Below are 26,546 nucleotides of genomic sequence, written 5' to 3' on the forward strand. Positions count from 1 at the left end.
ACTTCCTCCTCCACCGAGCGCGTGCTGCGCATCGCGGCCGCACACGCCGCGTCGCTGGGTGCGCAGGTGGACTTGCCTGGACGGCAGGGCGGTCGGTTGCATCGCAGTGGCAAGGGCTCCCAGGGGCCGGGGAACACCCTGCGGGCCCTGCGAGACATCGTGCATGCGCTGCGTGGCCGGCCCACTCCGCCGGGCGTCACCATGGACAGCTCATCCCTCCGCGCACCGGTCGGCCGGGACATCGAGGCCGCCCTGGAACTCGTCGCACGCCAGCTGATCGGGTGAGCGGGCGGCGGGTGGCGCCGGCCATGGCGATGCAGGCGGCGTAGGAGTCGTAGAAGGGTTCGAAGGCGATCACCTCGTCGCCGGGCTCCAGCAGGGCGAGCAGGGCGGCGATGGCCTCGGTGGCGCCGGTGGTGACCAGCACCTCGGTGTCCGGGTCGTAGCTCGCAAGACGGCCGGGCCGCCCGGGAGTGCCGGGGGCCGGGCCGCGGAGTGCGTGCCGGGGCCGGGATCAGGCCTCCTCGCCGTCCTCGTCCTCGCCGTCCTCGCCCTCGATCTCGTTCTGCAGGCCCAGGCGCTCGACGATCCACTGCTCGAAGCCGACCGCGGCCTGGGTCCAGTTGGCGGTGGTGGTGACGAAGTAGTCCAGGTTGACGCCGGTGCCGACGATCATCTGGGCCTCGCCGATCAGGCGGACCACGCCGTCCTCGTGGGTGTGGGTGTAGACCTTGGGCCAGAGGGTCTCGCGGTTCCACTCGTCGATCAGGTCGAGGATCTCGCCCTTCTTCTCCAGCGGGTACGCGCGGTCGTAGAAGGCGCGCACCGCGAAGAGCTCCTTCTGCTCGCCGCGGAACATGTAGTAGACGCGGAAGCCCTCCCAGGGGGCGGTGAGGTCGCCCTCCTCGTCCACGACGTGCTTGAGCTGCATCTGGTCGAGCAGCTGGGTGACCAGGGCCTGGTCCGGGACGACGATCGGCGGAGGGCCGGCCGGCCGACCGCCCTGGCCGCCGGGCTGACCACCGGGCTGGCCGCCCTGGGGCACGCCGAACGACGGGATGGACGACGGGTCGATGCTCATGGGGGTCCTCTTCCTCAGTGCACGTGGTGGCCGGCAATGAGAGGCCGCCCTTTCCACCTCCCATCCTGCCTCATTCGGGGCTCCGCTCACAGGGGCGCCGGGGGGCGCGTCGATCTTCGTTCCGCGGCGGCGGAGGCCGTCGTCACGCACGGTGCCCGGGTGCCGTCGCCCTGCCGCGCGCCCGGCGTGCGCGTGAGCCAAGTCACGCGCCCGGAGCTCGGGTTCGCCTGCCGCGCGGGCCGGATGCGGTTAGCGTGCGACGGACCTCACCCGGGGACAAAACCTGTCTCCCCGGGCCGAGTTGATGCGGTTCGAACCGAAGGGGGGAGCAGGGATGGAGCGTACGGTGACCAGGGAGGGTGCCTCGCTCGGGACGCTGCTGCGGAACATCCGCCTGGACCGGGGGATGACGCAGGAGCAGTTGGGGGAGGCCTCGGGGCTGAGTGTGCGGTCGATCCGCGACCTGGAGCTGGGGGTGTCCTGCCCGCGGGTGTCCACGCTGCGGCTGCTCACCCAGACCTGGAACCTGCCGGAGGCCCAGGGGGCCGAGCTGCACCGGCTGGCGCGAACGTGGCGGAACAGCTCGCGGCGGCAGCAGCGGGACGCGGCGGAGTAGGACCCGTCCCACGGGAGCGGGCCGGGCCCCGGCTCGCGAAAGCGGTACGGCCACCCGTCGCACGAAAGCGGTACGGGCCGCTCCCCTCACACGGACGAGGGGAGCGGCCCGGCGGCCGGTGGCGGCTGCTACTTCTCCAGCGGGCCCCGGCTGCGGATGGTGAGCCGGTCGCCCTCCTCGTCCCGTTCGACCAGGACGGTGTCCCCGTCGTGCACCTGGCCGGACAGGATCGCCCGGGCCAGCTGGTCGCCGATCGCGGACTGCACCAGCCGGCGCAGCGGGCGGGCGCCGTACGCCGGGTCGTACCCGGTGAGCGCCAGCCAGTCGCGGGCGGCCACGGAGACGTCCAGGGTGAGCCGCCGCTCGCGCAGCCGCTCGCCGAGGCGGGCCACCTGCAGGTCGACGATCCGGCTGAGCTCGGTGGGGCCCAGCGGGTCGAAGACCACGATGTCGTCCAGCCGGTTGAGGAACTCCGGCTTGAACGCGGCCCGGACGGAGTCCAGCACCAGGGCCTTCTTCTTCTCCTCCGGGGTGGCCGGGTCCACCAGGAACTGGCTGCCCAGGTTGGAGGTGAGGATCAGGATCGCGTTGCGGAAGTCCACCGTGTGGCCCTGGCCGTCGGTGAGCCGGCCGTCGTCCAGCACCTGGAGCAGCACGTCGAAGACCTCGGGGTGGGCCTTCTCCACCTCGTCCAGCAGTACGACGCTGTACGGACGGCGGCGGACCGCCTCGGTGAGCTGGCCGCCCTCCTCGTAGCCGACGTACCCGGGCGGGGCGCCGACCAGGCGGGAGACGGAGTGCTTCTCGCCGTACTCGCTCATGTCGATGCGGACCATCGCCCGCTCGTCGTCGAAGAGGAAGTCGGCCAGGGCCTTGGCGAGTTCCGTCTTGCCGACGCCCGTGGGGCCGAGGAACAGGAAGGAGCCGGTCGGGCGGTCCGGGTCGGCGATGCCGGAGCGGGTGCGGCGCACCGCGTCCGACACGGCTTGCACGGCCTCCGTCTGGCCGATCAGGCGCTTGCCCAACTCCTCTTCCATGCGCAGGAGTTTGGCGCTCTCGCCCTCCAGCAGCCGGCCGGCCGGGATGCCCGTCCAGGAGGCGACCACATCGGCCACGTCGTCCGGGCCGACCTCCTCCTTGACCATCGGGGCGGAGGCGGACCCGGGCTCGTTGTCCGCAGTGGCGGCGCGCTCCTGGGCGTCGCCGAGTTCCTTCTCGGCGGCCGGGATCTCCGCGTACATCAGTTTGGACGCCCGCTCGAAGTCCCCGTCGCGCTGGGCCCGTTCGAGCGCGCCGTGCAGGTCGTCCAGCCGCTCCTTGAGCTCGCCGACCCGGTTGAGGCTCTTCTTCTCCTGCTCCCAGCGCGCCGTCAGCACGCTCAACTGCTCGTTCTTGTCGGCGAGATCGCGCCGCAGCCGGGCCAGCCGGTCGACCGAGGCCGGGTCCGACTCCTTCTCCAGGGCCAGCTCCTCCATCCGCAACCGGTCGACCGCGCGCTGGAGTTCGTCGATCTCGACCGGGGAGGAGTCGATCTCCATCCGCAGCCGGGAGGCCGCCTCGTCGACCAGGTCGATCGCCTTGTCCGGCAGGAAGCGGGCGGTGATGTAGCGGTTGGACAGGGTGGCCGCGGCGACCAGGGCGGCGTCCGAGATCTGCACCTTGTGGTGCGCCTCGTACCGGCCCTTGAGGCCGCGCAGGATGGCGATCGAGTCCTCCACGCTGGGCTCGCCGACCAGCACCTGCTGGAAGCGGCGCTCCAGGGCCGGGTCCTTCTCGATCCGCTCGCGGTACTCGTCCAGCGTGGTGGCGCCGACCATCCGCAGCTCGCCGCGGGCCAGCATCGGCTTGAGCATGTTGCCGGCGTCCATCGCCGAGTCGCCCCCGGCGCCCGCGCCGACCATGGTGTGCAGCTCGTCGATGAAGGTGACGACCTGGCCGTCGGAGGCCTTGATGTCGTTCAGGACGGCCTTCAGCCGCTCCTCGAACTCCCCGCGGAACTTGGCGCCCGCGACCATCGCGCTGAGGTCCAGCGCGACCAGCCGCTTGCCGCGCAGCGACTCCGGCACGTCACCGGCCACGATGCGCTGGGCCAGGCCCTCGACCACCGCCGTCTTGCCGACGCCGGGCTCGCCGATCAGCACCGGGTTGTTCTTCGTCCGGCGGGAGAGCACCTGGACCACCCGGCGGATCTCGTGGTCACGGCCGATCACCGGGTCGAGCTTGCCGTCCCGGGCGGCCTGGGTGAGGTCGGTGCCGTACTTCTCCAGGGCCTTGTAGGTGCCCTCCGGATCCGGCGAGGTGACCCGGCCGCTGCCCCGGACGTCCTTGAACGCCGCCAGCAGCGCCTTGGGCGTCGCGCCCTGCTGCACCAGCAGCTCGGCGACCGCGCCGCCCTCGGCGGCCAGGCCGACCATCAGGTGCTCGGTGGAGACGTACTGGTCTTCCAGGTCGTCCGCGCGCTTGCCCGCCTCGGTGAGCACGGCGAGGGTGTCCCGGGCGAGCTGCGGGGCGGCGACCGTCGAGCCCATCGCGCTGGGCAGCGCCGTCAGCTGGCGGCGCGCCTCGGCGTCGATCCGGGGGACGTCCGCCCCGACCGCCTCCAGCAGGGGCCGGGCGATGCCCTCGGGCTGCTCCAGCAGGGCGATCAGGATGTGCACCGGCTTGACGTCCGGGTTGCCGGCCGCGCCCGCCTGCCGGATCGCGGCGGACAGGGCGTCCTGCGTCTTGGTGGTGAACTTGCTCGCGTCCACTGCTGGGGGATCCTCCCTCGCGTCCTTCACTGGTGCTACGTACAGCATGCACTAAGTTGAGTGTATTCCGCTCAAGTTTTCCTGGGGCGGCTCCGACGGCTCCGACGGCCGGACGTGCTCGGCGGGCGGCCGCCCGGGCGCTCCTCGCCTCAGTCCCTGCGCTTCGGCAACTGGCCGGAGTTCCGCCGGGTCAGCCCCAGCAGCTCCCGCGCCGGCCCGCCCGGCCGTTGCCCGGCCGGCCACACCGCGCGCAGCGGCCGCCGCAGGTCCAGCTCCTCCGCCAGCGGCACCTCGACCAGCCGCCGGGTGGCCAACTCCTCCACCACCGCCAGCTCGCTCAGGCAGACCGGCCCCGCCCCGGTCATCGCCGCCGCCTTCAGGGCGGTGGACGAAGCCAGCTCCAGCCGGGGCGGCACCGCGCCCCCGTGCGGCAGCAGCGCCATCTCCAGCACCTCCCGGGTGCCCGAGCCGGGCTCGCGCAGCACCAGCGGGGTGGCCGCCAGCTCCGTCCCGGTCAGCGGGGTACGACGACGCGCCCACCGGTGGCCGGGCGCCACCACGACCACCAGCCGGTCCGCCGCCACCACCGCGCCGGCCAGCCCGGGCGGGGTGGACGGGCCCTCGACGAAGCCCAGGTCGGCCTCCCCGGCCAGCACGTGCCCGGCGACTTCCGCCGAGTTCGCCGTCCGCAGCGTCACCGCCGTTCCCGGACTGGCCTCGGCGAGCGCCAGCAGCCAACCCGGCATCAGGTACTCGGCGACGGTCAGGCTGGCCACCACCCGCAGCTTGGCGTCACGTCGCTCGCGCAGCGCGTCGATCCCGGCGTCCAGCGCCTGCGCCGCCTCCACCACCTGCCGGGCCCACTCGACCACCAGCCGGCCGGCCTCGGTCGGCCGGCTGCCCCGGGGCGAGCGCTCCAGCAGCGGGACGCCGATCTGCCGCTCCATGCCCTTGATCCGGGCGCTGGCGGTCGGCTGGCTGACGCCCAGCTCGGCCGCGGCCCGGCCGACGCTGCCCAGCCGGGCCACCGCGAGCAGCAGTTCCAGGGCGCCCAGTTCGGGGACGTGCGGGGAGAGGGTCATAGGTTCAGGCTATGCCCTCATAGAACCCGCGGCGCTACCGGCCGCCGGGCCGCTCGGCGACGGTGGAACCATGTCCACCTTGGCCGATGTCCGCCCGCTCGTCCGCCCCGCCGGCTCCTCCCGGCGCTCCCGCTTCTCCCGGTTCACCGGCCTCACCCCGCTCTCCCGCCTCGACCTCGCCCAGCTCGGCCCCAACTGGTACGCCGCCGTGATGGGCACCGCGATCGTGGCCAACGGCGCCGCCGCCCTGCCGGTCCGGCTGCCCGGGCTGATCGGCTTCGGCGAGGTGATGTGGGCGCTCGGCGCGGCCGGGCTGCTGGTGCTGGCCGGAGCCCGGCTGGTGCACCTCACCCGGCACCGCGAGGCGGCCCGCGCCCAGCTGCTGGACAACCCGGCCACGGCGGTCTTCTACGGCTGCCCGCCGATGGCGCTGCTGGCGGTCGGGCTCGGCACCCTGCTGCTCGGCTCGCGGGTCATCGGCACCGGCCCGGCCGTCGCCCTGGACGCCGTGCTGTGGGGCGTCGGCACCCTGTACGCGCTGATCGTCGCGGCCGGCATCCCGTACCTGATGATCACCCGGCACCCGGTCTCCGCCCTGGAGGCCAACCCGACCTGGCTGCTGCCCGTGGTCGCCCCGCTGGTCGCCTCCGCCTGCGGCCCGGCGCTCGTCCCGCACCTGCCCGCCGGCCTGCCGCAGCAGGCCCTGCTGTACGGCTGCTGGGCGCTCTTCGGGATCGGCCTGCTGGCCACCCTGGTGCTGCTGCCGGTGGTGTTCACCGGGCTGTTCCACAGCAAGGTGCCCGCACCGGCGCTCACCCCCGCGCTGTTCCTGGTGCTCGGCCCGCTCGGCCAGTCCGTCACCGCGATCCACCAGCTCGCCGACGCGGCCCGCCCGGTGCTGCCCGCGCTGGCGCCCGTCATGCTGCCGCTGGCCGAGCTGTACGGCGTCGCGGTGACCGGCGTCGCGGTGCTCTGGCTGGCCGTCGCGCTCACCGCCAACCTGCGCGCCCGGCGGGCCGGGATGCCGTTCGCGATGACCTGGTGGGCGTTCACCTTCCCGGTCGGCACCTGCGTCACCGGCGCCTCCGCGCTCGCCAGGCACACCGGCTTCGGCGGCTTCACCGGGCTGGCCGTCGGGCTCTACCTGCTGCTGGGCGCCGCCTGGCTACTGGCGGCGGGCGGCACCGCCGCCGGGCTGCTGCGGGGCCGGCTGCTGGCGCGCTGAGGTGCTGGCGCGCTGAGGTGCCGGGGGCGCTGAGGTGCCGGCGCGCTGAGCTGTGCCGACCCGTCGTCCAGCGGACTCACCCCAGGTCAGGAGCACGGCCGCCGTTGCAGGAACGCGCAGCTGCAGGATGACGGTGCACAGCCAACTGGTGGCCCTCGCCCGCACCCCCCGCTGGCCTCGGCCTTCACCGGAATCCGACCCGCCGTCCGCATCCCGGCGCCCCCGCCGGGATGCAGATAGCTGCAATTGCGCGAACCTGCACTCGGGCGGCACTTGTCCACCGGCCGTCACGCTGTGAGGGTGGAGGCACGCCAGGTCGTCCGGGCAACCGCAGCCCGATGGTCGCGACTTGCTCTTCAGAATTGACCACGGGTGCAACGTCCCGCACCTGTGGAACGGGGGGAAGAGCCCCGGCCGGGGTCCATGTGTGGTGATGGAGCCCGGAACCGGAGCCGGCGAGGCGTTGCTGCTCCGCCTCGACGGAAGCGCCTAGGCACTGGCGTGCTGATGGGGACCCCCAGGGCTCCGGTGTGCGACGGCACCCGGACCCGGGGGTCCACCGTCCGACCGGTACCGTGAGACGCCCGGCCACCGGTACCGCGGACCGTGCGTACGGGTGGGAGGACAGGGGAGCGTCCGGCAGGGAGAGTGCGACGTGACGGCGGAACCGGCGGTCACGCCGCACCAGCAGCCCGGGGGCGGGGAACCCGACGCGGCCGCCCGGCAGCTGTACCTGGCGATCATCGCCCAAGGCGGCCGCACACCGTTCACCGACATCGCCGACGACGACCGCGCCGCACTCCGACAACTCCTCGACATCGGCCTGGTCATGGCCAACCGGATGGACCGCTGCTACACCGCCGTCAGCCCCCGCTCCGTCAGCGACCGCCTCGGCGCCGAACTCCGCAGTGAGGCCACCCGGCTGCTGGTCCGGGCCGAGAACCTCCCCGGCGCCCTGGACGGCCTCACCCGCGCCTACGACGCGATGCCCCGCCCGGGCGGCTGCTCCGGCGGCACGGTCTACGTCGAAGGCCACGTCCACATCCGCCAGCGGATCTCCCAACTCGTCTCCGACTGCCGCTCCGAGGTGCTCACCGCCCAACCCGGCCAACGCCCCGCCGACACCCTCCAGGTCGCCCTCGCCCAGGACGTCCAGCTCCTCCAGCGCGGCTGCTCGCTGCGCACCATCTACCAGCCCGTCGCGCTCGCCGAGCCGCCCGCGATCGCCTACGCCGAGGAGGTCACCCGGCACGGCTCGCAGATCCGGATCCTCGACGAGCCCTTCCAGCGGCTTATCGTCTTCGACCGCAGCGTCGCCGTCATCTCCGCCAACGACGACAACAGCACCGCCGCGTTCATCAGCGACCCGGCCGCCCTCACCTTCCTGATCGGCGGCTTCGAACGCGACTGGGCCCGCGCCGACACCTCCGAAGCCGCCGCCGCCCTAGGCCAGGGCCCCGCCCGCACCATCCCCGACCGGGTCGGCCGGCTGCTCGCCCGCGGCCTCACCCAACGCGCCGTCGCCACCCGGCTGGGCCTCAGCGAACGCACCGTCGCCGGCCACATCGCCCGGCTCCGCGACCGCTACGGCGCCCAGACCCTCTTCCAGCTCGGCTGGCTGATGAGAGGCGCCCGCGATGACCGATGAGCCCGGCCCGGCCGAACGCGCCCGCTACCTCGCCGCCGTCCGCGGCGGCGGGCGACCGCGCCCCGAGGACCTCGCCCCCGCCGACCGCCCGGCCGTCGCCGCCCTCGTCGCCCGCGGCCTCCTCACCCCCACCACCACCGCCTACACCGCCGCCAACCCGCGCGCCCTCGTCGGCGGGGCGGCGGCCGGGGTGGGCGGCGCCGAGGTGCCGGTCGGCGGGGGTGGCGTGGCCGCTACATCGAAGCGGGTGGGGTGATGCACACCGTCTTCGAACCGTCGGCCTGCTCGGATCCCCGGACGGTCGAGTACGCGCTGCACTCGACCCGGGTCGGCGCCCCGATCCGGCTGCTGGAGGAGCCCTTCACCAAGACCCCGATCTTCGACCGCACCGTGGCCCTGATCCCGGCCGCTCCCGACCACACGGTTGCAGCGGTGGTCGAAGATCCCGCGATGATCGCCTACCTGGTCGGGGTGTTCGAGCAGCAGTGGCGGCAGGCCCAGGTCGTGGACCGGGAGTCACTGGCGGCAGGCTCCTCACCCGTAGCCCACGAACAGGTCGGCCGCCTGCTGGCCCGGGGTCTCACGCAGCGGGCGATCGCCAGCCGGATGGGGCCGAGCGAACGGACCGTGGCCGGTCACATCGCCCGGCTGCGTGAGGTGTACGACGCCGAGACCCTGTTCCTACTCGGCCGGCAGATGCGGGGAGCGCGGACGGGGGAGTCCGGTGGGTGAGCGCTGCTCAGCCGGTGGCGGCGCCGGTCGGCCAGTAGCCGGAGACGGCGGTCTGCTGTCGGGGGACGTTGAAGCGGTCGCCGGGGGCGGTCCAGAAACCCTCGCGGAGGGAGAGTGCCATGCCGGCCCAGTCCAGGGCGGTCTCCACGGTGTGGTGGAGGGCCTCCTGCGACCAGGTGTCGTCGAAGACCAGCGGCAGGACGGGGGCGACCTGCTCGATGGTGGCGATCAGCGGGTTGTGGGTGATGGCCTCGTCGACGAGCAGGACGATCGGCTTCCGCAGCGCCGACGCCCAACCGAGTTCGAGGCTCACCCCGGCCGAGAGCGGGGCTCCGACGTAGGCGAACACCAGGTCCGCGGACTGCAGAGCCCGGAAGTCGGACGGCACCCGGGGCTCGGGGGCCCGGCCGGCGACGGTCCAGGCGTCGCTGTGGTGCGCGCTGTACACGGCGGCACCGCTGCGGAGCAGAGTGGTGCGGAGCGTCGTCAGCCGCGTCCGGCTGGCGAGCGTCACCACACTGTCCGCGGGGCCGGTCAGCCGCATCAGCGGCGCGGCCAGGAACACACGTGCACGCCGACCCTCAGGGGCCTGGCTGTCGTGGTGACGCAGGTAGGGCTCGGTCATGTCGACTCCGGGGGAAGGCCGACCAGGGGAGTGAGCGTCGGCGATGCGTTGGTTGTTGGCTGCTCTATGGGTGGTGGTGCTGCTGGTGAAACCGCTCGGTTTTTGACGGTACATTGGCAAGATGTGGTGTCCTGCCCGGACCATCGGGAGCGAACTGATCGTCCATCGCGGGGCGGCGTCGCGTCCAGGGTTGGCCTGTGTCATCTGTATGCCTGGCAGGGAGATGACGCACACTTCGCAGCCTTGGGCAGGTGACAGCCTCCCCCTCGTGCGGCACTATGTGTGTCGTTATCCTGCTAGATGCTTCTAGTGGCGAATCTCGAGAGAGTGGGGGCGTGACCGGCATGCGCCGTTTTGTCCGCAAGTTTGTGCTTCCGTTGGCCGCTGCGGCCGCTGTGCTTGGCGTGGTCTCTCTCGCGAATGCTGCTGACTCGCACGACGCGATTGCCGTCAAGGCTGCGGTGACTGTCGCGGACGACATCTCCTGGCAGTGAACACGCCATGTGAGTGTCCAGGCGCACGCCAAGCCCCTTGAAGTACTTGCCATTTGCGCAAAGTGGGCGGATGGTCAGTCGGAAGGCCCCTGCGCTTTTCGGCCGAGAACGTATCCGAGCTGGAATAGCGAGTCCACTTTGTAGTCGTCTCGCATTTCGGCTATATGTCGCGCCAGTGTTCGCTCGCTGATTCCCAGGCGTCGCGCGATGACCCGGTGATTGGTGCCCTCGAGCATCTGGTCAATGATCGTTTGGCGCAGGCGGGAAACCACCTGCTGCGGCACCGTTCGGTCACCCTCGAACTCCAGTGCCCGACTCCAGCATCGCTCGAATACCTCTTCGGCGAGGTAATTGACGACTGCAGGGTCATATATGAACGCCGCGAGACTCATGTCATCGCCGATCGGAATGACAGCTACCCGCCGGTTCATCACTATGAGCCGCGTGTAGGGCTCATCAAGGGTTCGATACTGGCCGCCAGCCTTGGCGAGGGTAGCCACGTAGTCCCTGGTCGGCTGGTGGTAGCGAGTGCTGGCATGGTAGATCGTCCGCATCTGGGTGCCACTGCGGAGCGTTTCTAGATCTTGCTTGATCATCCCGGCGAGAAGGTCCGGCTGCCGGGGCCCGCCGGGTTGAAGCGCCAGGGCCTCCTCCAGTCCGGATTCCCTGAACTGCTCGAGCCGCTGGCGGATAAGAGCCTTTCCTTGCACATACTCGATCGACCCTCCGGACTGCTTCGGGGTATGGAATTCCCGAGTGAGTTCCTGCAGTTCGGAGGGGAGAGATATGGCGCGTGACAGGAGCTCCAGTGCCTGACGCTGCCACGAATGGCTGAGGCTTGCCGAGAGCTGTGTAGGGTCTGTGGCTACGAAGATTGTCGGATCGTCGCTGTCGGGCACGAGAAGGCCAATCCTTACCAGCTCATCCCGTGCAGAATCATTCTGATCGGCATTTGAGTCCAATGGCAGTTGACCATCTCCCCGGATGACGGCCAGATATAGCGCTCTTGCTGCTGCCGAGAGGACGGTCAAGCCAGCGGAAAGCGGCTGCTCTCGTTCACTCATCCGCGACTCCTTGCCGTTACGGTGATATCTGGGCCCGGCCAGCGCTGACGCCGAATCGAGTGTCAGCATGCCAGATCCGGCGAGCCCTCTGGAGAGGGAATGCGACCGCACTCTCTCACCAACACCCCAGCCGCCGGCACCCCCCGAACAGGAGGGAACCGGCGGCTGGGGAGGTGAGCAGTCCCCCGGGTCAGCGCTTGGGGCGCCAGACGACGAGGGCGCTGGACTGTGGGGTGGGGGGCTGGTACGGGACGAGGTCGCGGCGGTAGGAGGCGTGGACGGCGGCCTCGCGCTGCTGGAGGGCGGTGGCGGCGCCTTCGAGGGAGTCGGCCAGTTCGGTGATGCGGGCCTGGAGGGCGGTGACCTGGTTCTCCAGCTCGATGATCCGCTTGATGCCCGCCAGGTTGATGCCCTCGTCCTGGGAGAGCCGCTGGACCTCGCGCAGTTGCTGGATGTCGCGGGCGGAGTAGCGGCGGCCGCGGCCGGCGGTGCGGTCGGGGCAGACCAGGCCGAGGCGGTCGTACTGGCGCAGGGTCTGCGGGTGCAGGCCGGAGAGTTCGGCGGCGACGGAGATGACGTACACCGGGGTGTCCTCGGTGAGCACGTACTGCGGCGGGGCCGCGGTGGTGCGCCGGGTGCGGCGGGGGCCGTTGCCGGGCAGGCCCTCGCCGAGCCCGGGGCCGATCGGGCCGCCGGCGTCCATCGGGCTGGTCGGGTTCATCGGGTTCGGGGACATCTGGTCGTCACGCTCCCTTCGCCGCCCGGAAGAGGGCGGCTCGCGGGTCGTCGGAGGCGGTGGCCTCGCGGTACTGCTCGAGGGCGTTCAGCGCGTCGCCGGTGACGTGCTGCGGCACCACGACCTCGACGGTGACGAGGAGGTCGCCGCGGGTGCCGTCCTTGCGGGTGGCGCCCTTGCCGCGGGCGCGCATGGTGAGGCCGTTGGCGCTGCCCGGGGGCAGCTTGAGCTTGACGGCGGGGCCGTTGAGCGTGGGCACCTCGATGGTGGCGCCGAGGGTCGCCTCGGGGAAGGTGACCGGGACGGTGACGGTGAGGTTGTCGCCCTTGCGCCCGAACACCGGGTGCGGGTCGACGTGCACGGTGACGTAGAGGTCGCCGGGCTGGCCGCCGCGTTCGCCCTGGGCGCCCTTGCCCTTGAGCCGGATCCGCTGGCCGGCCTGGACCCCGGCCGGGATGCGGACCTGCATGGTGCGGGCGGAGCTGGCCCGGCCGCTGCCGTGGCAGTCGGGGCACGGGTCGTCGACGATCATGCCCCGGCCGCGGCAGTCCTTGCAGGGCTCGGAGAGCGCGAAGGCGCCCTGGCCGCGGCTGACGGTGCCGGCGCCGACACAGGTGGGGCAGACCCGGGGCGTGGTGCCGGACTTGGCGCCGGTGCCGTTGCAGACGCGGCAGGGGGCCTGGCTGGTCATCCGCAGCGGGACGGTGGCGCCGTCCACCGCCTCCTCGAAGGAGAGCGTCACCTCGGTCTCGACGTCGGCGCCGCGCCGGGGCTGGGCCTGCCGGGTGCCGCCGCGGTTGAAGAGCCCGCCGAAGACGTCACCGAGTCCGCCGCCACCGCCGCCCTGGCTGCCGCTGAAGAGGTCGCCGAAGTCGAAGCTGTAGCTGCCGGTGCCGGGGCCGCCGGTGCGGAAGCCGCCGTTGGCGAAGAGGCTGCGGGCCTCGTCGTACTCCTTGCGGCGCTTTTCGTCGGAGAGGACGTCGTACGCCTCGGAGATGTCCTTGAAGCGCTCCTCGGCCTTGGCGTCGCCCTTGTTCGCGTCGGGGTGGAACTCGCGCGCCAGCTTGCGGTAGGTCTTCTTGATCTCGGTGGCGGTGGCGTCCTTGGGCACGCCGAGGACCTTGTAGTAGTCCTTCTCCACGTAGTCCTTGCCACTCATGCGTCCACCTCGCTGCGCTCGGCAGCCGCTGAGCGGGACACGCACCCCTTGATGGTTCGCTCGCTGCGCTCGCTCACGGCTTCCGCCACCTCCCGATGTCCATCGTCACTGCGCTGTCAACAGCCCCCGAAAGAAGAGCCGTTGACAGCGCGCTGCGGAGTCGGCCGCCGTACTGGCCGGCAGGCGACTCCGCAGCGCACTGGTTGTCAGCTGTCACAGGTTGTCAGCTGTCCGAGCCACCGTCGGACTTGTCCGCGTCGGCGGGCTTGGCCTCGGCGTCCGGGCCGGACGTCGTCTGGGTGCCCGGCTGGGGCTCGGCCACGGCCACCATCGCCGGGCGGATGATCCGCTCGCCGATGCGGTAGCCGGGCTGGAGGATCTGCACGCAGGTGTCCTCGGTGACGTCCGAGGAGTAGCTGTGCATCAGCGCCTCGTGCTGCGTCGGGTCGAAGGGCTCGCCCTCCTTGCCGAACTGCTGCAGGCCCAGCTTGGCGACGACCGTCTCCAGGGACTCGGCGACGGACTTGAAGCCGCCCGTCACCTCGCCGTGCTCGCGGGCGCGGCCGATGTCGTCCAGGACCGGGATCAGGGACTCCAGGATGTTGGAGACCGCGATCTCGCGGACGGTCAGCCGGTCGCGCTCGACCCGCTTGCGGTAGTTCTGGTACTCGGCCTGCAGGCGCTGCAGGTCCGCGGTGCGTTCGGCCAGCTCGCGCTTGGCCGTGGCGAGCTCCTCGGAGCCCTCGCCCGCAGCTGCCTCCTCGGCAGCCTTGCCGGTGCCATTCACCTGGGCGGCCTCCTCGGCGGCGGAGTCGTCGCCGGGCTTGCCGCCCTGCGGCTTGTCCGTCATGCCGACGCACCGCCCTTGGGCTTCTCGTCGTCCACGATCTCGGCGTCGACGACGTCGTCCTCCTTGGCGTGGCCGGCCTCACCGGCACCGGCCGCGCCGGCCGCACCGGCGGCGTCGGCGTTGGCGTAGAGCGCCTGGCCGAGCTTCTGGGCGGTGGTGGAGACCTTCTCCGAGGCCTCGCGGATCTTCGCGATGTCCTCGCCCTTCAGGGCGTCCTTGAGCTCGCCGATGGCGGTCTCGACCTCGGTCTTGACGTCGGCCGGGAGCTTGTCGGCGTTGTCGGCGATGAACTTCTCGGTCGAGTAGACGAGCTGCTCGGCGGAGTTGCGGGTCTCGACGGCCTCGCGGCGCTTGTGGTCGTCCTCGGCGTACTGCTCGGCCTCGCGGCGCATGCGGTCGACCTCGTCCTTCGGCAGCGAGGAGCCGCCGGTGACGGTCATCTTCTGCTCCTTGCCGGTGCCGAGGTCCTTGGCGGCGACGTGCATGATGCCGTTGGCGTCGATGTCGAAGGTGACCTCGATCTGCGGCAGGCCGCGCGGCGCCGGCGGCAGGCCGGTCAGCTCGAACATCCCGAGCTTCTTGTTGTACGCGGCGATCTCGCGCTCGCCCTGGTACACCTGGATCTGGACGGACGGCTGGTTGTCCTCGGCCGTCGTGAAGATCTCGGAGCGCTTGGTCGGGATCGTGGTGTTGCGCTCGATCAGCTTGGTCATGATGCCGCCCTTGGTCTCGATGCCGAGGGACAGCGGGGTGACGTCGAGCAGCAGGACGTCCTTGACCTCGCCCTTGAGGACACCGGCCTGGAGCGAGGCGCCGATGGCGACGACCTCGTCCGGGTTGACGCCCTTGTTGGCGTCCTTGCCGCCGGTCAGCTCCTTGACGAGCTCGGCGACGGCCGGCATGCGGGTCGAGCCGCCGACCAGGACGACGTGGTCGATCTCGGAGAGCGAGATGCCGGCGTCCTTGATCACGTTGTGGAACGGGACCTTGCAGCGCTCGAGCAGGTCGGCCGTCAGCTGCTGGAACTGGGCGCGGGTGAGCTTCTCGTCCAGGTGCAGCGGGCCCTCGGCGGAGGCCGTGATGTACGGCAGGTTGATCGAGGTCTCGGAGGACGAGGACAGCTCGATCTTGGCCTTCTCGGCGGCCTCGCGCAGACGCTGCAGGGCCATCTTGTCCTTGGACAGGTCGACGCCGTGGCCGGCCTGGAAGACCTTGACCAGGTGGTCGACGACGCGCTGGTCCCAGTCGTCACCACCGAGGTGGTTGTCACCGTTGGTGGCCTTCACCTCGACGACCCCGTCGCCGATCTCCAGCAGGGAGACGTCGAAGGTGCCGCCGCCGAGGTCGAAGACCAGGATGGTCTGGTCGTCCTTGTCCAGGCCGTACGCGAGGGCGGCCGCGGTCGGCTCGTTGACGATGCGCAGGACGTTCAGGCCCGCGATCTCGCCGGCCTCCTTGGTGGCCTGGCGCTCCGAGTCGTTGAAGTACGCCGGGACGGTGATGACGGCGTCGGTGACGGTCTCGCCCAGGTACGCCTCGGCGTCGCGCTTCAGCTTCTGCAGCACGAAGGCCGAGATCTGCTGCGGCGTGAAGTCCTTGCCGTCGATGTTGATCTTCCACCCGGTGCCCATGTGGCGCTTGACCGAGCGGATGGTGCGGTCGACGTTGGTGACCGCCTGGCGCTTGGCCACCTCGCCGACCAGGACCTCGCCGTTCTTGGCGAAAGCGACGACGGACGGCGTGGTCCGCGCGCCCTCGGCGTTCGTGATGACGGTGGGCTCGCCACCCTCCAGAACGCTGACGACCGAGTTCGTCGTGCCGAGGTCGATGCCGACCGCGCGTGCCATCGTAGATACCTCCACGGAAGAGTTGAGCTTTACAGGCTCAAGGATGCACGAGGGACACGAACGAGTCAACAGCCATGAGTCCTGGCGACTCAACTTTGCTGCGGCTGCTCACCTACTGCTCGCCTTCTGGTCGTCTTCCTTGCCTCCCTCGTCCTTTTCGTTCCGTTTTTGACCCGAATGAGCGAGTGTGGTCTCACGTGACTGCCGCCATACCTTGAGCAGCTTCTGAATCGGTGCTAGTGGGCGATAGTGTCCGCCCGGTGGGTGGTTAAGTTACCCACGAGTACACTTGACCGACCTCTATCCTCACCGCCGCTGGAGTACGGAGAAGCCGGATGCAGCTAGCAGCGATCCTCATCTCACTGACGACGACCGTGGTCGGCGTGGCGCTGTTCGCTCGTGCCATCGCACAGATCTACCGGTTCATCCGGCTCGGCCAGTCCGTCCCGAAGGGCGCACGGATCAACGACCCGGTCGCCCGCACCGTGACCCTGATCCGGGAGTTCCTCGGCCACACCCGGATGAACAAGTGGGGCGTCGTCGGCATCGCCCACTGGTGCGTGGCCGTCGGCTTCTACGCGCTGATCCTCACCCTGGTCGGCGCGTTCGGGCAGCTCTTCGATCCGGACTACGAGGTCCCGCTCATCGGTGACTGGACGCCGTACCTGGTGTTCCAGGAGCTGCTCGGCCTGGTGACCTTCCTCGGCATCGCGGTGCTGATCGTGATCCGGCAGCTGAGCCTGCCGAACAAGTCGGGCCGCAAGTCCCGCTTCGCGGGCTCCAACATGGGCTTCGCGTACTTCATCGAAGCGGTCATCTTCATCATCGGCGCGGCCATCCTGACCCTGCGCGGCCTGGAGGGCGCCCAGCTGGGCGCCGACCACTACTCGGCCGCGTACGTGGTCTCGTACCCGCTGGTGAAGCTGTTCTCCGGGCTGAGCGTCGGCACCCTGCACAACCTGCTCTGGGTGGTCGCGACGATCAAGATCTCGGTCTCCTTCATCTGGATGATCACGGTCTCGCTGAACACCGACATGGGTGTGGCCTGGCACCGCTTCCTTGGCTTCCCGAACATCTGGTTCAAGCGCAACGCCGACGGCGCCGTGGCGCTCGGCGCGCTGCAGCCGATGACCTCCGGCGGTGCGCCGATCGACTTCGAGGACCCGGCCGACGACGCCGTCTTCGGCGTCTCCCAGGTCGAGCACTTCTCCTGGAAGGGCATCCTCGACTTCTCCACCTGCACCGAGTGCGGCCGCTGCCAGTCGCAGTGCCCGGCCTGGAACACCGGCAAGCCGCTCTCGCCCAAGCTGCTGATCATGAGCCTGCGGGACCACGCCTTCGGCAAGGCGCCCTACCTGCTGGCCGGCGGCGGCAAGGACATGGAGGGCACCGAGAAGGCCACCGCCGAGCAGCTCGAGGACGTCCCGGCGGCCGCGCTGGCCGAGGCCGAGCGCCCGCTGATCGGCACCGCCGAGGAGAACGGCGTCATCGACCCGGACGTGCTGTGGTCCTGCACCACCTGCGGCGCCTGCGTCGAGCAGTGCCCGGTGGACATCGAGCACGTCGACCACATCGTCGACATGCGCCGCTACCAGGTGATGATCGAGAGCAACTTCCCGACCGAGGCCGGGACGATGCTCAAGAACCTGGAGAACAAGGGCAACCCGTGGGGCATGGCCACCAAGGCACGCCTGGACTGGGTCAAGGAGCTCAAGAAGGAGACCGGCATCGAGGTGCCGGTGATCGGCGAGGACATCGACCCCGCCGAGGTCGAGTACCTCTACTGGGTCGGCTGCGCCGGTGCCCTGGAGGACCGCGCCAAGAAGACCACCAAGGCCTTCGCCGAGCTGCTGCACACCGCGGGCGTCAAGTTCGCCATCCTCGGCAAGGAGGAGACCTGCACCGGTGACTCCCCGCGCCGCCTGGGCAACGAGTTCCTCTTCCAGATGCTCGGTGCGCAGAACGTCGAGACCCTGAACGCCGCGCTCGAGGACGCCCCGACCAAGCGGATCGTGGCCACCTGCCCGCACTGCTTCAACACCATCGCCAACGAGTACCCGCAGCTCGGCGGTCACTTCGAGGTGATCCACCACACCCAGCTGCTGCAGCACCTGATCGACGAGGGCAAGCTCGTCCCGGTCAACCCGGTCGAGGGCCTGATCACCTACCACGACCCCTGCTACCTGGGCCGCCACAACAAGGTCTACAGCCCGCCGCGCGAGATCATGGACAAGGTCCCCGGTCTGCGCCAGCAGGAGATGCACCGCCACAAGGAGCGCGGCTTCTGCTGCGGCGCCGGCGGCGCCCGGATGTGGATGGAGGAGCGCATCGGCAAGCGGATCAACACCGAGCGGGTGGACGAGGCGCTGTCGCTCGACCCGGACATCGTCTCCACCGCCTGCCCGTTCTGCCTGGTGATGCTCTCCGACTCGGTCAACGGCAAGAAGAACGAGGGCGCGGCCAAGGAGCACCTGAAGGTGGTCGACGTGGCCCAGCTGCTGCTCGACTCGGTGAAGGCGACCCCGCCGGCCGAGGCCGAGGAGGAGCCCGCGACGGTGGACGCCTGACGGCGACCGCCGTGACCGTGGACGCCTGACGGCGACCGCTGTTCGACAGTTCTGCTACAACAGCCCGGCCCGGTGGACGCCGCCAACGCGCCCGCCGGGCCGGGCTTTTCGGTGCCCCGGGCGACGGCCGGCGGTACGGCGGGCGGACGGCGAGTGACGTCAATCGCACGGCCGCCGGACGGGCATCCGTTCGGAAGGAAATACAGTAGGCGCCGGACCGGCCGCGAGCCGGTCGACCCGTTCCGGACGGGTTCAGACCACCGACGGAGGATCGGCCCGCCGGGCCGGGCCGCACAGAGCACAAGGGGAACAGCGCAGACCATGACCGAGGCGATCATGCTCGTCGGTGGTAAGGGCACGCGACTGCGTCCGCTGACCACCCACACCCCCAAGCCGATGCTGCCGGTGGCCGGCGTCCCGTTCATCGCGCACCAGCTGGCCCGCGCGGCCGCCGCCGGGGTCACCCGGGTGGTGCTGGCCACCTCCTACCTGGCCGAGGTGTTCGAGGACCACTTCCAGGACGGCACCCCGTACGGCATCGAGCTGGTCTACCTGACCGAGCGCGAGCCGCTGGGCACCGGCGGGGCCATCCGCAACGCCGCGTCCGGGCTGACCTGCGGCCCGGACGAGCCGGTCCTGGTCTTCAACGGCGACATCCTCTCCGGCCTCGACATCGCCGCCCTGCGCGACGGCCACGTGGCCGCCGGGGCCGACGTCACCCTGCACCTCACCCGGGTGGAGGACCCGCGCGCCTTCGGGCTCGTCCCGACCGACGAGAACGGGCGGGTGCTGGAGTTCCTGGAGAAGCCGGAGACCCCGGAGCAGATCGTCACCGACCAGATCAACGCCGGCTGCTACGTCTTCACCCGGTCCGTCATCGACCGCATCCCGGCCGGCCGGGAGGTGTCCGTCGAGCGCGAGACCTTCCCCGAGCTGCTGGCCACCGGCGCCCTGCTGCGCGGCGTCGTCGACACCTCGTACTGGCTGGACCTCGGCACCCCGGCCGCGTTCGTCCGCGGCTCGGCCGACCTGGTGCTCGGCAAGGTCGACTCCCCGGCCGTCCCCGGCCCGACCGGCGACGCCCTGCTGCTGCCCGGCGCCACCGTCCACCCCGGCGCGGTGCTCAGCGGCGGCACCGTGGTCTCCGCGGACGCGGTGGTCGAGGCCGGCGCGATCGTCGAGGGCAGCGTGATCCTGCCGGGCGCGGTGATCGGCCCGGACACCCTGGTCAAGGACTCGATCGTGGGCGCCTACGCCACCGTCGGCGACCGCTCGGCGCTGGACGGCGCGGTGATCGGCGACGGAGCGATCGTGGAGTCCGACAACGAGCTGCCGAACGGCATCCGGATCGCCTGCGGCACCCTGCTGCCGGTCGGCGCCGTGCGCACCACGGCCGGCCCGGGCGGCTGCCCGGCCGGCACCACCGCAGCCGCCGCGGTGCACGGGCCGTCGGTCACCGCCCAGCGGTAGCGCTCGCCGGGGCGGCTCCTGCGCGGGCCGCGGGGACGGCTTTCGGACCCGTTCGTCTCAGCCTCGCTGCAAACCGGCCCCGGCTCCGTCCGGGCCCGACGCGCACTGGGCCGGACGGGTACCTTCGGAGCGTGGTTGGTAATCGATACGACAGCGGTCAGGGTGCCGACCGTCCGCACGGCGGATGGCCGGCTCCTCCGCCGCCGCAGGCGGGGGCGCCCGGCGGGTACGGGCGGACGGACGGGCCGGAGTACTTCACGGCCGCGCACCCGACGGCGGCCGCCGGTCCGGGCGGGTACGGCGGTTCGGCCGGGCACGGTGGGTCCGGCGGTCCGGCCGGTCCGCGCGGTTCGGCCGAGGGCCCGGGGGGCACGGTCGGCGCCGGCTACGACCCGTACGCGGCCGACCGGCCCGGCAACACCCGGGCCTTCCCGCTCGGCGACCCGTACGAGCAGCAGCCGTACGGCCAGGACCACGGCCACTACGGCCGACCGCCGGCCCAGGGACACTACGAGGACGGCGGCTACGGGCAGCAGCCGCCGTACGGTGGCCAGGACCAGCAGCCCCCACCGCCGTACGGCCAGGACAACGTCACCGTCTACCGCGCCGGCGGCCAGTCCGCCCCGCACGTCAGCGGGCCCCGGCCGCAGTGGCGCGAGCTGTTCGTCGGCATCTTCCGCAGCCCGACCGAGACCTTCGACCGCACCCGCGACCACCAGGTCTGGCTGCCCGCCCTCACCGTCTCGCTGCTGTACGGCGTGCTCGCGGTGCTCGGCATCGGGCTGACCCACGACGACATCGTCGACTCGACCTTCTCGGTCGCGCTGACCGGCCTGTGCGCCGCGGCCGTCTGCTTCACCGTGGTCGGGGCGGTCTTCGGTGCCGTCACCTACGCGCTGGCCCGCCAGCTCGGCGGCGCCGGCCCGTGGAAGTCGACGATCGGCCTGGCCGCGCTGATCGGCTGGCTGACCGACGCGCCCCGGCTGCTGATCGACCTGGTGCTGCCCTCCGGCAGCGCGGTGGTCCAGGCCGTCGGCTGGGCCACCTGGATGCTCTGCGCGTACCTGCTGACCGGCATGGTCCGGCGGGTGCACGACCTGCCCTGGGGCAAGGCGGCGGCCGCCGCGGCCGTGCAGCTGGTCGCGCTGCTGGTGCTGATCAAGCTGCCGACACTGGGCTGAGGGGCGACGGGCACAATGGTGGGCGGGTCCGGCCGGTAGGCGACGGGGCCCGCCCACCCCCGTCCAGCCCCAGCCACCGGAGCGCGCCATGACCCTCCCCACCACCCACGTCAGCTTCCCGGCCGGGGCGGTGACCGGCGAGTCCCCGGTGCTGGCGGTGCACCCGCTGGCGGACGGCCGCTACGCGGTGGTGACCGAGTCCACCCCGTTCCACCCGCTCGACCACACCTGGCCCGACCAGCCCGCCGACCACGGCACCCTCACCGTCGACGGCACCGAGCTGGCCGTGGTGGACTGCCTCACCGGCGCGGTCGGCCCGGAGGGCGGCGCCCCGCTGGTCGGCGCCGAGATCCCGGTCAAGCGCGGCGACGAGGAATGGTCCTGGCTGGTCCTGCACGTCCTCGACACCGACCCCGGCGACCTCACCGGCCGGACCGCCACCCTCGCCGTCGACGCCGAGCGCCGGGCCGCCCTGAGCGCCTCGCACAGCGGCTGCCACCTGCTCGCCCTCGCCCTCAACGCCGCGCTCGCCCCGCGCTGGCGCAAGGACCCGGGCCGTTCGGACGCCTTCGGCAACCCCGACTTCGACAGCCTCGCCATGGCGAGCTCGGTGATGGACACCCAGGCCAGCACGGACACCTACCGGCTCGGCAAGTCGCTGAAGAAGAAGGGCTTCACCGTCGACGCCACCGAGGAGTTCCCCGCCCTCGCCGACGCCCTGCCCGCCCTCACCGAGGCCGTCAACGCCCGGCTCGCCGCCTGGGTCGCGGCCGACGCCCCGGTCCGGATCGAGGTCCCCGGCCCCGAGCTCACCGCCCGCCGCCAGTGGCACTGCGAGCTGCCCGAGGGCGGCGCGCAGATCTTCTGCGGCGGCACCCACCTGCACCACCTCGGCGAGCTCGCCGAGCTGACCACCGAGCTGCGGCTGTCCGAGGACGGCGCCGAGCTGGTCGCGGTCACCAGCCCGAAGCGGGGCTGACGCCGGAGGAAACGCCGCGGGCGGCCACCCCCTCGCCTGAGGGGATGGCCGCCCGCCGTGCGTGCACTCCGTCTTGGTGCGGTCAGGGTCTTGGTGCGGTCAGGATCCTGGTGCGGTCAGACCTGGCTGCGGTGGAAGTTCAGGTACGAGCGGGACGGCGTCGGCCCGCGCTGGCCCTGGTAACGCGAGCCGTAGCGCTCGGAACCGTACGGGTGCTCCGACGGCGAGGAGAGCCGGAACAGGCACAGCTGCCCGATCTTCATCCCCGGGTAGAGCTTGATCGGCAGCGTCGCGACGTTCGACAGCTCCAGCGTCACGTGCCCGCTGAAGCCGGGGTCGATGAAGCCCGCCGTGGAGTGGGTGAGCAGGCCCAGCCGGCCCAGGCTCGACTTGCCCTCCAGCCGGGAGGCCACGTCCTCGGGCAGCGTGATGACCTCGTACGTCGAGGCCAGCACGAACTCGCCCGGGTGCAGGATGAACGCCTCGTCGCCCTCCGGCTCGACCAGCCGGGTCAGGTCCGGCTGCTCCTCGGAGGGGTCGATGTGCGGGTACTTGTGGTTCTCGAACACGCGGAAGAAGCGGTCGAGGCGCACGTCGATGCTCGACGGCTGGATCATCGCCGGGTCGAACGGGTCGATGACGACCCGGCCCAGGTCGATTTCGGTCCGGATGTCCTTGTCAGAGAGCAGCACGCTTCGAGGTTACGTGCACGACGGGGCCCCGGACGAATCCGTCCGGGGCCCCGGTGTCCTTCCGCCGGCCGTCAGGCCAGGAACTCAGCGGCCTCCAACCGCATCGCCCGCGCCAGTTGGGCCGTGGACAGCTCCCGCACATCGGCCCGCACCGAACTCCGGAGCCGTCCGCACTGCGGACAGCGGATCAACCGCCCGGGCCCGAGCCGGCCCGGACCGAGGTTCTGCATCGGGAACGTGGTGGTGCTGAACAGGTGCCCCTCGGCACAACGAACGACGGCGCGCTGCTCCATCGATCCCCTTCCCATCCCTAACCCAGTACTCACCCGTACTCATCGCCCCGGCGGCCAGGCCTCGGGACAGCGTCATATTAGGGGATGTTCCGGACATTCCACACCGTGGCTCGCCGCCCCGACCCCACACCCACCGGAGCACTCACACGCGGCCCAAACAGTACGCCCCCCGCCCACCCCCACCCGGCTCCGCCACGGCCCCGAACCAGCCGTGCAACCACAGCGGCGGATGGGGTACAGTGGCACTGGATCGAGCGGTCTCTGACGGCTCATCAGGCGGGCGTAGTTTAATGGTAGAACATGAGCTTCCCAAGCTTAGAGCGCGAGTTCGATTCTCGTCGCCCGCTCCACTACCGAAGGCCGTAGGTCATATGACCTGCGGCTTTCTTGTTTGTCCGGAACAATTCGATCCCGCCTTGCAGATTCGTGCCAGAAGGCCGCCGGAGCCGCGGAAATCGGGCGTTCTCGGCGGTTGTTCTCGGGTGTCACCAGGTGATGGCACCGTCCATCGACTGCTGCCAGTAGGTGACCTTGAGGGAGTCGTCCACGTAGGCGCCCTTCGCGGGCAGCGGCGGGTGGGCCCTGCGCCGACGCTCTCGTTGCCGGACGGACCCAGGAAGTAGCGGACACGGTCGTCCTGGAGGCGCTGCACGTGCGGATCATCATCGAGGGCGCGCCGCTCGCCTGGACCGCCTACTCCATGGGCGTCGGCTGCGGCGGCGGTTCGACACCAAGTCCTTCGACATCGACTTCGACCGGGGCAGTCCGGTGATCACCGTCAAGGGTGGGCGGCGCGACTTCCCGTACAAGGTCGGCAAGTCCGATCCGGAGGTCTTCTACGTCACTGTGCACACCAAGGCGCACGAAGTCCGCCGGGACCTCATGCCGGACTGGTCCAGCGGCAGCCGCCGCGACACCGTGCACATCGACAACAACGGCACCCCGTTCCGCACCGGCGCCGACGTCGGCCGCCCCGGCTACTGCTACCCGCTGGGCGGCGGCGAGTGGATCAAACGAGAAAGCGGGTAGGACACGGGCAGGCTCCCTCGACCGGTGAGGCGGCACCCGCCTGCTGCGCCTGCTGGTCGATCGGTGGGGAAGGGGCGCCTGCCAGCGGCGGGCGAAGGGCGGAACTGTCCGTGCCCGGCCACCGTCCAAACAGTGACGGAATGCCTGCCCGGGTTGAATGCCGGGAGGAGTACGGAGGGGGCCTGTGCAGTCAGGTGGTGCCGAACTGAACCTCGGACGCTCGGACGGCTTCCGCAGTGGCGCGCCGGTCGCGCCGGACTGGTGGCCGGTGCTGGCGCCGGATGTGACGGTCGATCAACTCGATGCCGCGGAGCACTGCGAGATGCTGCTCCGGGACACCATGGCGGCCGTTCGGCCGACGACGGTGTGGCAGGAGACGGTGCCGCGGGCGGGGGTTCGGCTCTCCGCGCCGGGGCGGCGGGGGCCGGAGGTGCTCTGGTACGTCACCCGGGGGCGGGACCTGCTCACCGTGGTATCGCCGGGCCGACGGCCGGAGTTGGCGCGGATGGTGGAGCGCCAGTGGCGGTGGCGCGGGTGGACGATCACCTCGCTGAACGCCGGGCGGGACCGGCCCGGGGTCGCCGCGACCAGCCGTTGTGGCTCCCAACTGGTGCTGTGCTTCGGTGAGTTCGGTGAGGTGCGGCTGACCGCGAGTCTGCTCGGGGTGGCCGGCTCGGATCGGGTGCCCGCGCTGCCGGGGGCCGGCGAGCCGGACCCGGCGCCGCTGCCCTGGGTGCACTGCTCGTACTGGAGCGCGCCGGTGTGATGGGCGGGACACCGGGGGAGGCGTGGAGCGGGTCCCCCCGGACCCGCTCCACGCCGCCTCGTCGCGCGGCTTCGGCGCTGCCGCTCCCCCCGACACCCCGGCAACCCCGCCGCCCCCCTGGCAACACCCTCCGGCGAGAGCGTCCGCACGGACCCCGGCGAGCCCCCACCTCCGGGGGCGTCGTTGATCTCACGCTAACAAACCGCGTGGTTGGTTTGTCAATAGTGAGATCCACGAAAAATCCACAATCGTGACGACCCGGTCGGATCGGTGTGTCGGGGTTGACCAGGAAGTTGTGGGTCCGTCAGGGGCGCGTGCGGCCGTGCCGCATGCCCCGGGCATGGAAACCGCGCGGTCTGGAATCCGACATTCCGTGCATCATGGCAGTACGGAGTGACACCGCGCGAGTGCTCAACGCAGTGATGGACGGAACTCGGGACGGCCCGGGCCCGCGCTCAGCGCAGCAGCCGGCGCTCCTTGGCCACCGCCACCGCGCCCGCCCGGGTGTCCACGCCCAACTTGTCGTAGATCCGGCCCAGATGGGTCTTCACCGTCGCCTCGCTGATGAACAGCGCCCGGGCGATCTCCCGGTTGCCCAGCCCCTGTGCCAGCTGTTCGAGGATGTCCTGCTCGCGCTCGGTGAGCTGCGGCGCCGGCGCCCGCATCTGGGCCATCACCCGGGAGGCGACCGGCGGCGAGAGCACCGTCCGGCCCAGCGCGGCCGCGTGGACGGCGGCGAACAACTCCTCCGGCCGTTCGGCCTTCAGCAGGTAGCCGGTGGCGCCCGCGGCGATGGCCCGGGTGATGTCGGCGTCGGTGTCGTACGTGGTGAGCACCAGGACGTGCGGTCCGCCGGGGGCGGCGCGCAGGCCGGCGTCGCCGCGCTGGCGAAGTGATCCGCCCTGGTCGGCCGGGCGCGTTCCAGGGCGCTCTCCGAGCGCGTTGCCGGCCGTCGTCCACGAAACGCGCCCTGCCGCCGTCCCGGCCGTAGACCCGGACCCGCCGCCCCACGGTGTCCTCGTTCGGGTGAACAAGGGAGGGGTCGCCGCAGAACAGGCGGTGACCCTTCGAAAAGCCGATGTCGTTGTCAGTGGCGCGTGGCAGGCTTCCCGGTATGACGGCGTGGACCCTCAACGACATCGAACGTGCGATCCGCTCCTCCTGGGGTGTCGACACCTGTGCGCCCGAGGACCTGGCCCACTGGCGTCCCGACAATCCCGCCCGCGGCCAGTGCGGGGTGACGGCCATGGTGGTGCACGACCTGCTCGGCGGCGAGCTGATGATGGGCGAGGTGCACGTCGACGGGGTCCGGACGGACCTCCACTGGTGGAACCGCTTCGCCACCGGCTTCGAGATCGATCTCACCCGCGAGCAGTTCGGCCCGGAGGAGCTGGTCGGCCCCGGTCGCCCGGTCGCTCGTCCGGCCCGCCCCGGCCGGCTCCAGGCCCAGTACGAGCTGCTGCGCCACCGCGTGGTCACCGAGCTGGAGCGCGGGGCCGCCGCGAGCCGGATCCGCCGACCGGTGCGGGTCGCCTAGCCGACCGGCCCGGGTCCCTTAGGGCCGGGACGGACACGCCTCGGCGCACCAGCCGGGAAGACCGACGCTGACCACCCCGGCTCCGAAGCTCCCCTGACGTACAGTCGGCCCGGACGGACCACC

Annotated in this window: 22 protein-coding genes, 1 tRNA gene and 4 pseudogenes; 14 read left to right on the top strand and 13 right to left on the bottom strand. The window is 71.4% G+C overall.

Features of this window, described 5'->3' with window-relative positions; translation table 11 throughout:
• Window positions 1-280: 280 nt before the first annotated feature.
• Window positions 281-451: pseudogene (locus tag O1G21_RS20220) on the bottom strand (aminotransferase class I/II-fold pyridoxal phosphate-dependent enzyme); the annotation flags it as partial.
• 63 nt (window positions 452-514) lie between these two features.
• Window positions 515-1,081: a type III secretion system chaperone family protein gene (locus O1G21_RS20225; protein WP_270145802.1), complete on the bottom strand. Its 567-nt coding sequence runs from the start codon at window positions 1,079-1,081 to the stop codon at window positions 515-517.
• A gap of 346 nt (window positions 1,082-1,427) precedes the next feature.
• Between O1G21_RS20225 and O1G21_RS20230 the strand changes: the two genes are divergently transcribed.
• Window positions 1,428-1,697: a helix-turn-helix domain-containing protein gene (locus tag O1G21_RS20230; RefSeq protein ID WP_270145804.1), complete on the top strand. Its 270-nt coding sequence runs from the start codon at window positions 1,428-1,430 to the stop codon at window positions 1,695-1,697.
• A gap of 128 nt (window positions 1,698-1,825) precedes the next feature.
• Here O1G21_RS20230 and clpB read toward each other — a convergent pair whose 3' ends face one another.
• The gene (clpB, locus tag O1G21_RS20235; RefSeq protein ID WP_270145806.1) at window positions 1,826-4,447 is read right to left on the bottom strand and encodes an ATP-dependent chaperone ClpB; all 2,622 of its coding nucleotides are present in this window, start codon (window positions 4,445-4,447) and stop codon (window positions 1,826-1,828) included.
• A 149-nt stretch (window positions 4,448-4,596) separates the two neighbouring features.
• Window positions 4,597-5,529: a LysR family transcriptional regulator gene (locus O1G21_RS20240; protein WP_270145808.1), complete on the bottom strand. Its 933-nt coding sequence runs from the start codon at window positions 5,527-5,529 to the stop codon at window positions 4,597-4,599.
• Window positions 5,530-5,599: 70 nt separating this feature from the next.
• On the opposite strand from O1G21_RS20240, the gene O1G21_RS20245 reads away from it, so the two are divergent.
• The 4 genes from O1G21_RS20245 (at window position 5,600) to O1G21_RS20260 (ending at window position 9,134) form a co-directional block, all read left to right on the top strand.
• A complete protein-coding gene (locus tag O1G21_RS20245; protein WP_270145810.1) occupies window positions 5,600-6,754 on the top strand; it encodes a TDT family transporter in 1,155 nt (384 codons plus the stop codon).
• 655 nt (window positions 6,755-7,409) lie between these two features.
• A complete protein-coding gene (locus O1G21_RS20250; protein WP_270145812.1) occupies window positions 7,410-8,402 on the top strand; it encodes a LuxR family transcriptional regulator in 993 nt (330 codons plus the stop codon).
• Window positions 8,392-8,658: a hypothetical protein gene (locus O1G21_RS20255; protein WP_270145815.1), complete on the top strand. Its 267-nt coding sequence runs from the start codon at window positions 8,392-8,394 to the stop codon at window positions 8,656-8,658. The genes O1G21_RS20250 and O1G21_RS20255 overlap by 11 nt, the downstream gene beginning before the upstream one ends.
• Entirely contained in the window at window positions 8,658-9,134 is a 477-nt protein-coding gene (locus O1G21_RS20260; protein ID WP_270145816.1) for a hypothetical protein, read from the top strand. Before O1G21_RS20255 ends, O1G21_RS20260 begins: the two co-directional genes overlap by 1 nt.
• A gap of 7 nt (window positions 9,135-9,141) precedes the next feature.
• Here the strand turns inward: O1G21_RS20260 and O1G21_RS20265 are convergent, their stop codons facing one another.
• Window positions 9,142-9,759 (bottom strand): TIR domain-containing protein, encoded by a 618-nt coding sequence (locus tag O1G21_RS20265; protein WP_270145818.1) that lies wholly within the window; start codon window positions 9,757-9,759, stop codon window positions 9,142-9,144.
• A gap of 335 nt (window positions 9,760-10,094) precedes the next feature.
• On the opposite strand from O1G21_RS20265, the gene O1G21_RS20270 reads away from it, so the two are divergent.
• On the top strand, window positions 10,095-10,253 hold the full coding sequence (locus O1G21_RS20270) for a hypothetical protein (RefSeq protein WP_270145821.1): 159 nt from the start codon (window positions 10,095-10,097) through the stop codon (window positions 10,251-10,253).
• Between the two features lie 74 nt (window positions 10,254-10,327).
• On the opposite strand, the gene O1G21_RS20275 is transcribed toward O1G21_RS20270, so the two are convergent.
• From O1G21_RS20275 to dnaK, 5 genes are all read right to left on the bottom strand, one after another.
• Window positions 10,328-11,317: a helix-turn-helix domain-containing protein gene (locus O1G21_RS20275; protein WP_270145822.1), complete on the bottom strand. Its 990-nt coding sequence runs from the start codon at window positions 11,315-11,317 to the stop codon at window positions 10,328-10,330.
• A 190-nt stretch (window positions 11,318-11,507) separates the two neighbouring features.
• The gene (locus O1G21_RS20280; protein WP_270145824.1) at window positions 11,508-12,053 is read right to left on the bottom strand and encodes a heat shock protein transcriptional repressor HspR; all 546 of its coding nucleotides are present in this window, start codon (window positions 12,051-12,053) and stop codon (window positions 11,508-11,510) included.
• Between the two features lie 7 nt (window positions 12,054-12,060).
• A complete protein-coding gene (gene dnaJ / locus O1G21_RS20285) occupies window positions 12,061-13,212 on the bottom strand; it encodes a molecular chaperone DnaJ (protein WP_270145826.1) in 1,152 nt (383 codons plus the stop codon).
• 223 nt (window positions 13,213-13,435) lie between these two features.
• On the bottom strand, window positions 13,436-14,062 hold the full coding sequence (grpE, locus tag O1G21_RS20290; RefSeq protein WP_270145828.1) for a nucleotide exchange factor GrpE: 627 nt from the start codon (window positions 14,060-14,062) through the stop codon (window positions 13,436-13,438).
• Window positions 14,059-15,909 (bottom strand): molecular chaperone DnaK, encoded by a 1,851-nt coding sequence (gene dnaK, locus O1G21_RS20295; RefSeq protein WP_270145829.1) that lies wholly within the window; start codon window positions 15,907-15,909, stop codon window positions 14,059-14,061. The genes grpE and dnaK overlap by 4 nt, the downstream gene beginning before the upstream one ends.
• Before the next feature lie 335 nt (window positions 15,910-16,244).
• Here dnaK and O1G21_RS20300 point away from each other — a divergent pair, with 335 nt between their 5' ends.
• The 4 genes and pseudogenes from O1G21_RS20300 to O1G21_RS20315 all read left to right on the top strand — a co-directional run bounded on the left by O1G21_RS20300 (window position 16,245) and on the right by O1G21_RS20315 (window position 22,106).
• Window positions 16,245-18,476 (top strand): (Fe-S)-binding protein, encoded by a 2,232-nt coding sequence (locus O1G21_RS20300; protein WP_270145831.1) that lies wholly within the window; start codon window positions 16,245-16,247, stop codon window positions 18,474-18,476.
• Window positions 18,477-18,797: 321 nt separating this feature from the next.
• Window positions 18,798-19,862 (top strand): annotated as a pseudogene (gene manB / locus O1G21_RS20305) (mannose-1-phosphate guanylyltransferase); the annotation flags it as partial.
• Window positions 19,863-20,077: 215 nt separating this feature from the next.
• A complete protein-coding gene (locus O1G21_RS20310) occupies window positions 20,078-21,127 on the top strand; it encodes a YIP1 family protein (RefSeq protein WP_270145833.1) in 1,050 nt (349 codons plus the stop codon).
• Window positions 21,128-21,215: 88 nt separating this feature from the next.
• Complete coding sequence (locus tag O1G21_RS20315) at window positions 21,216-22,106, top strand: alanyl-tRNA editing protein (protein ID WP_270145835.1); 891 nt, start codon at window positions 21,216-21,218, stop codon at window positions 22,104-22,106.
• Window positions 22,107-22,222: 116 nt separating this feature from the next.
• On the opposite strand, the gene dcd is transcribed toward O1G21_RS20315, so the two are convergent.
• Window positions 22,223-22,798: a dCTP deaminase gene (dcd, locus tag O1G21_RS20320; protein WP_270145836.1), complete on the bottom strand. Its 576-nt coding sequence runs from the start codon at window positions 22,796-22,798 to the stop codon at window positions 22,223-22,225.
• Between the two features lie 71 nt (window positions 22,799-22,869).
• A complete protein-coding gene (locus tag O1G21_RS20325; protein WP_333493481.1) occupies window positions 22,870-23,091 on the bottom strand; it encodes a hypothetical protein in 222 nt (73 codons plus the stop codon).
• Between the two features lie 276 nt (window positions 23,092-23,367).
• Between O1G21_RS20325 and O1G21_RS20330 the strand changes: the two genes are divergently transcribed.
• The 3 genes and pseudogenes from O1G21_RS20330 to O1G21_RS20340 all read left to right on the top strand — a co-directional run bounded on the left by O1G21_RS20330 (window position 23,368) and on the right by O1G21_RS20340 (window position 24,886).
• Window positions 23,368-23,441: transfer RNA gene (locus O1G21_RS20330), tRNA-Gly, on the top strand.
• 275 nt (window positions 23,442-23,716) lie between these two features.
• Window positions 23,717-24,120 (top strand): annotated as a pseudogene (locus tag O1G21_RS20335) (transcriptional regulator); the annotation flags it as partial.
• Window positions 24,121-24,304: 184 nt separating this feature from the next.
• Window positions 24,305-24,886, top strand: coding sequence for a hypothetical protein (locus O1G21_RS20340; RefSeq protein ID WP_270145840.1), 582 nt, complete (start codon window positions 24,305-24,307; stop codon window positions 24,884-24,886).
• A 455-nt stretch (window positions 24,887-25,341) separates the two neighbouring features.
• Here the strand turns inward: O1G21_RS20340 and O1G21_RS20345 are convergent.
• Window positions 25,342-25,749: pseudogene (locus O1G21_RS20345) on the bottom strand (LuxR C-terminal-related transcriptional regulator); the annotation flags it as partial.
• A 251-nt stretch (window positions 25,750-26,000) separates the two neighbouring features.
• On the opposite strand from O1G21_RS20345, the gene O1G21_RS20350 reads away from it, so the two are divergent.
• A complete protein-coding gene (locus O1G21_RS20350; protein ID WP_270145841.1) occupies window positions 26,001-26,423 on the top strand; it encodes a YunG family protein in 423 nt (140 codons plus the stop codon).
• The last annotated feature ends 123 nt before the right edge of the window (window positions 26,424-26,546 follow it).

Source organism: Kitasatospora cathayae (assembly GCF_027627435.1).
In the GTDB taxonomy this organism is placed as follows: domain Bacteria; phylum Actinomycetota; class Actinomycetes; order Streptomycetales; family Streptomycetaceae; genus Kitasatospora; species Kitasatospora cathayae.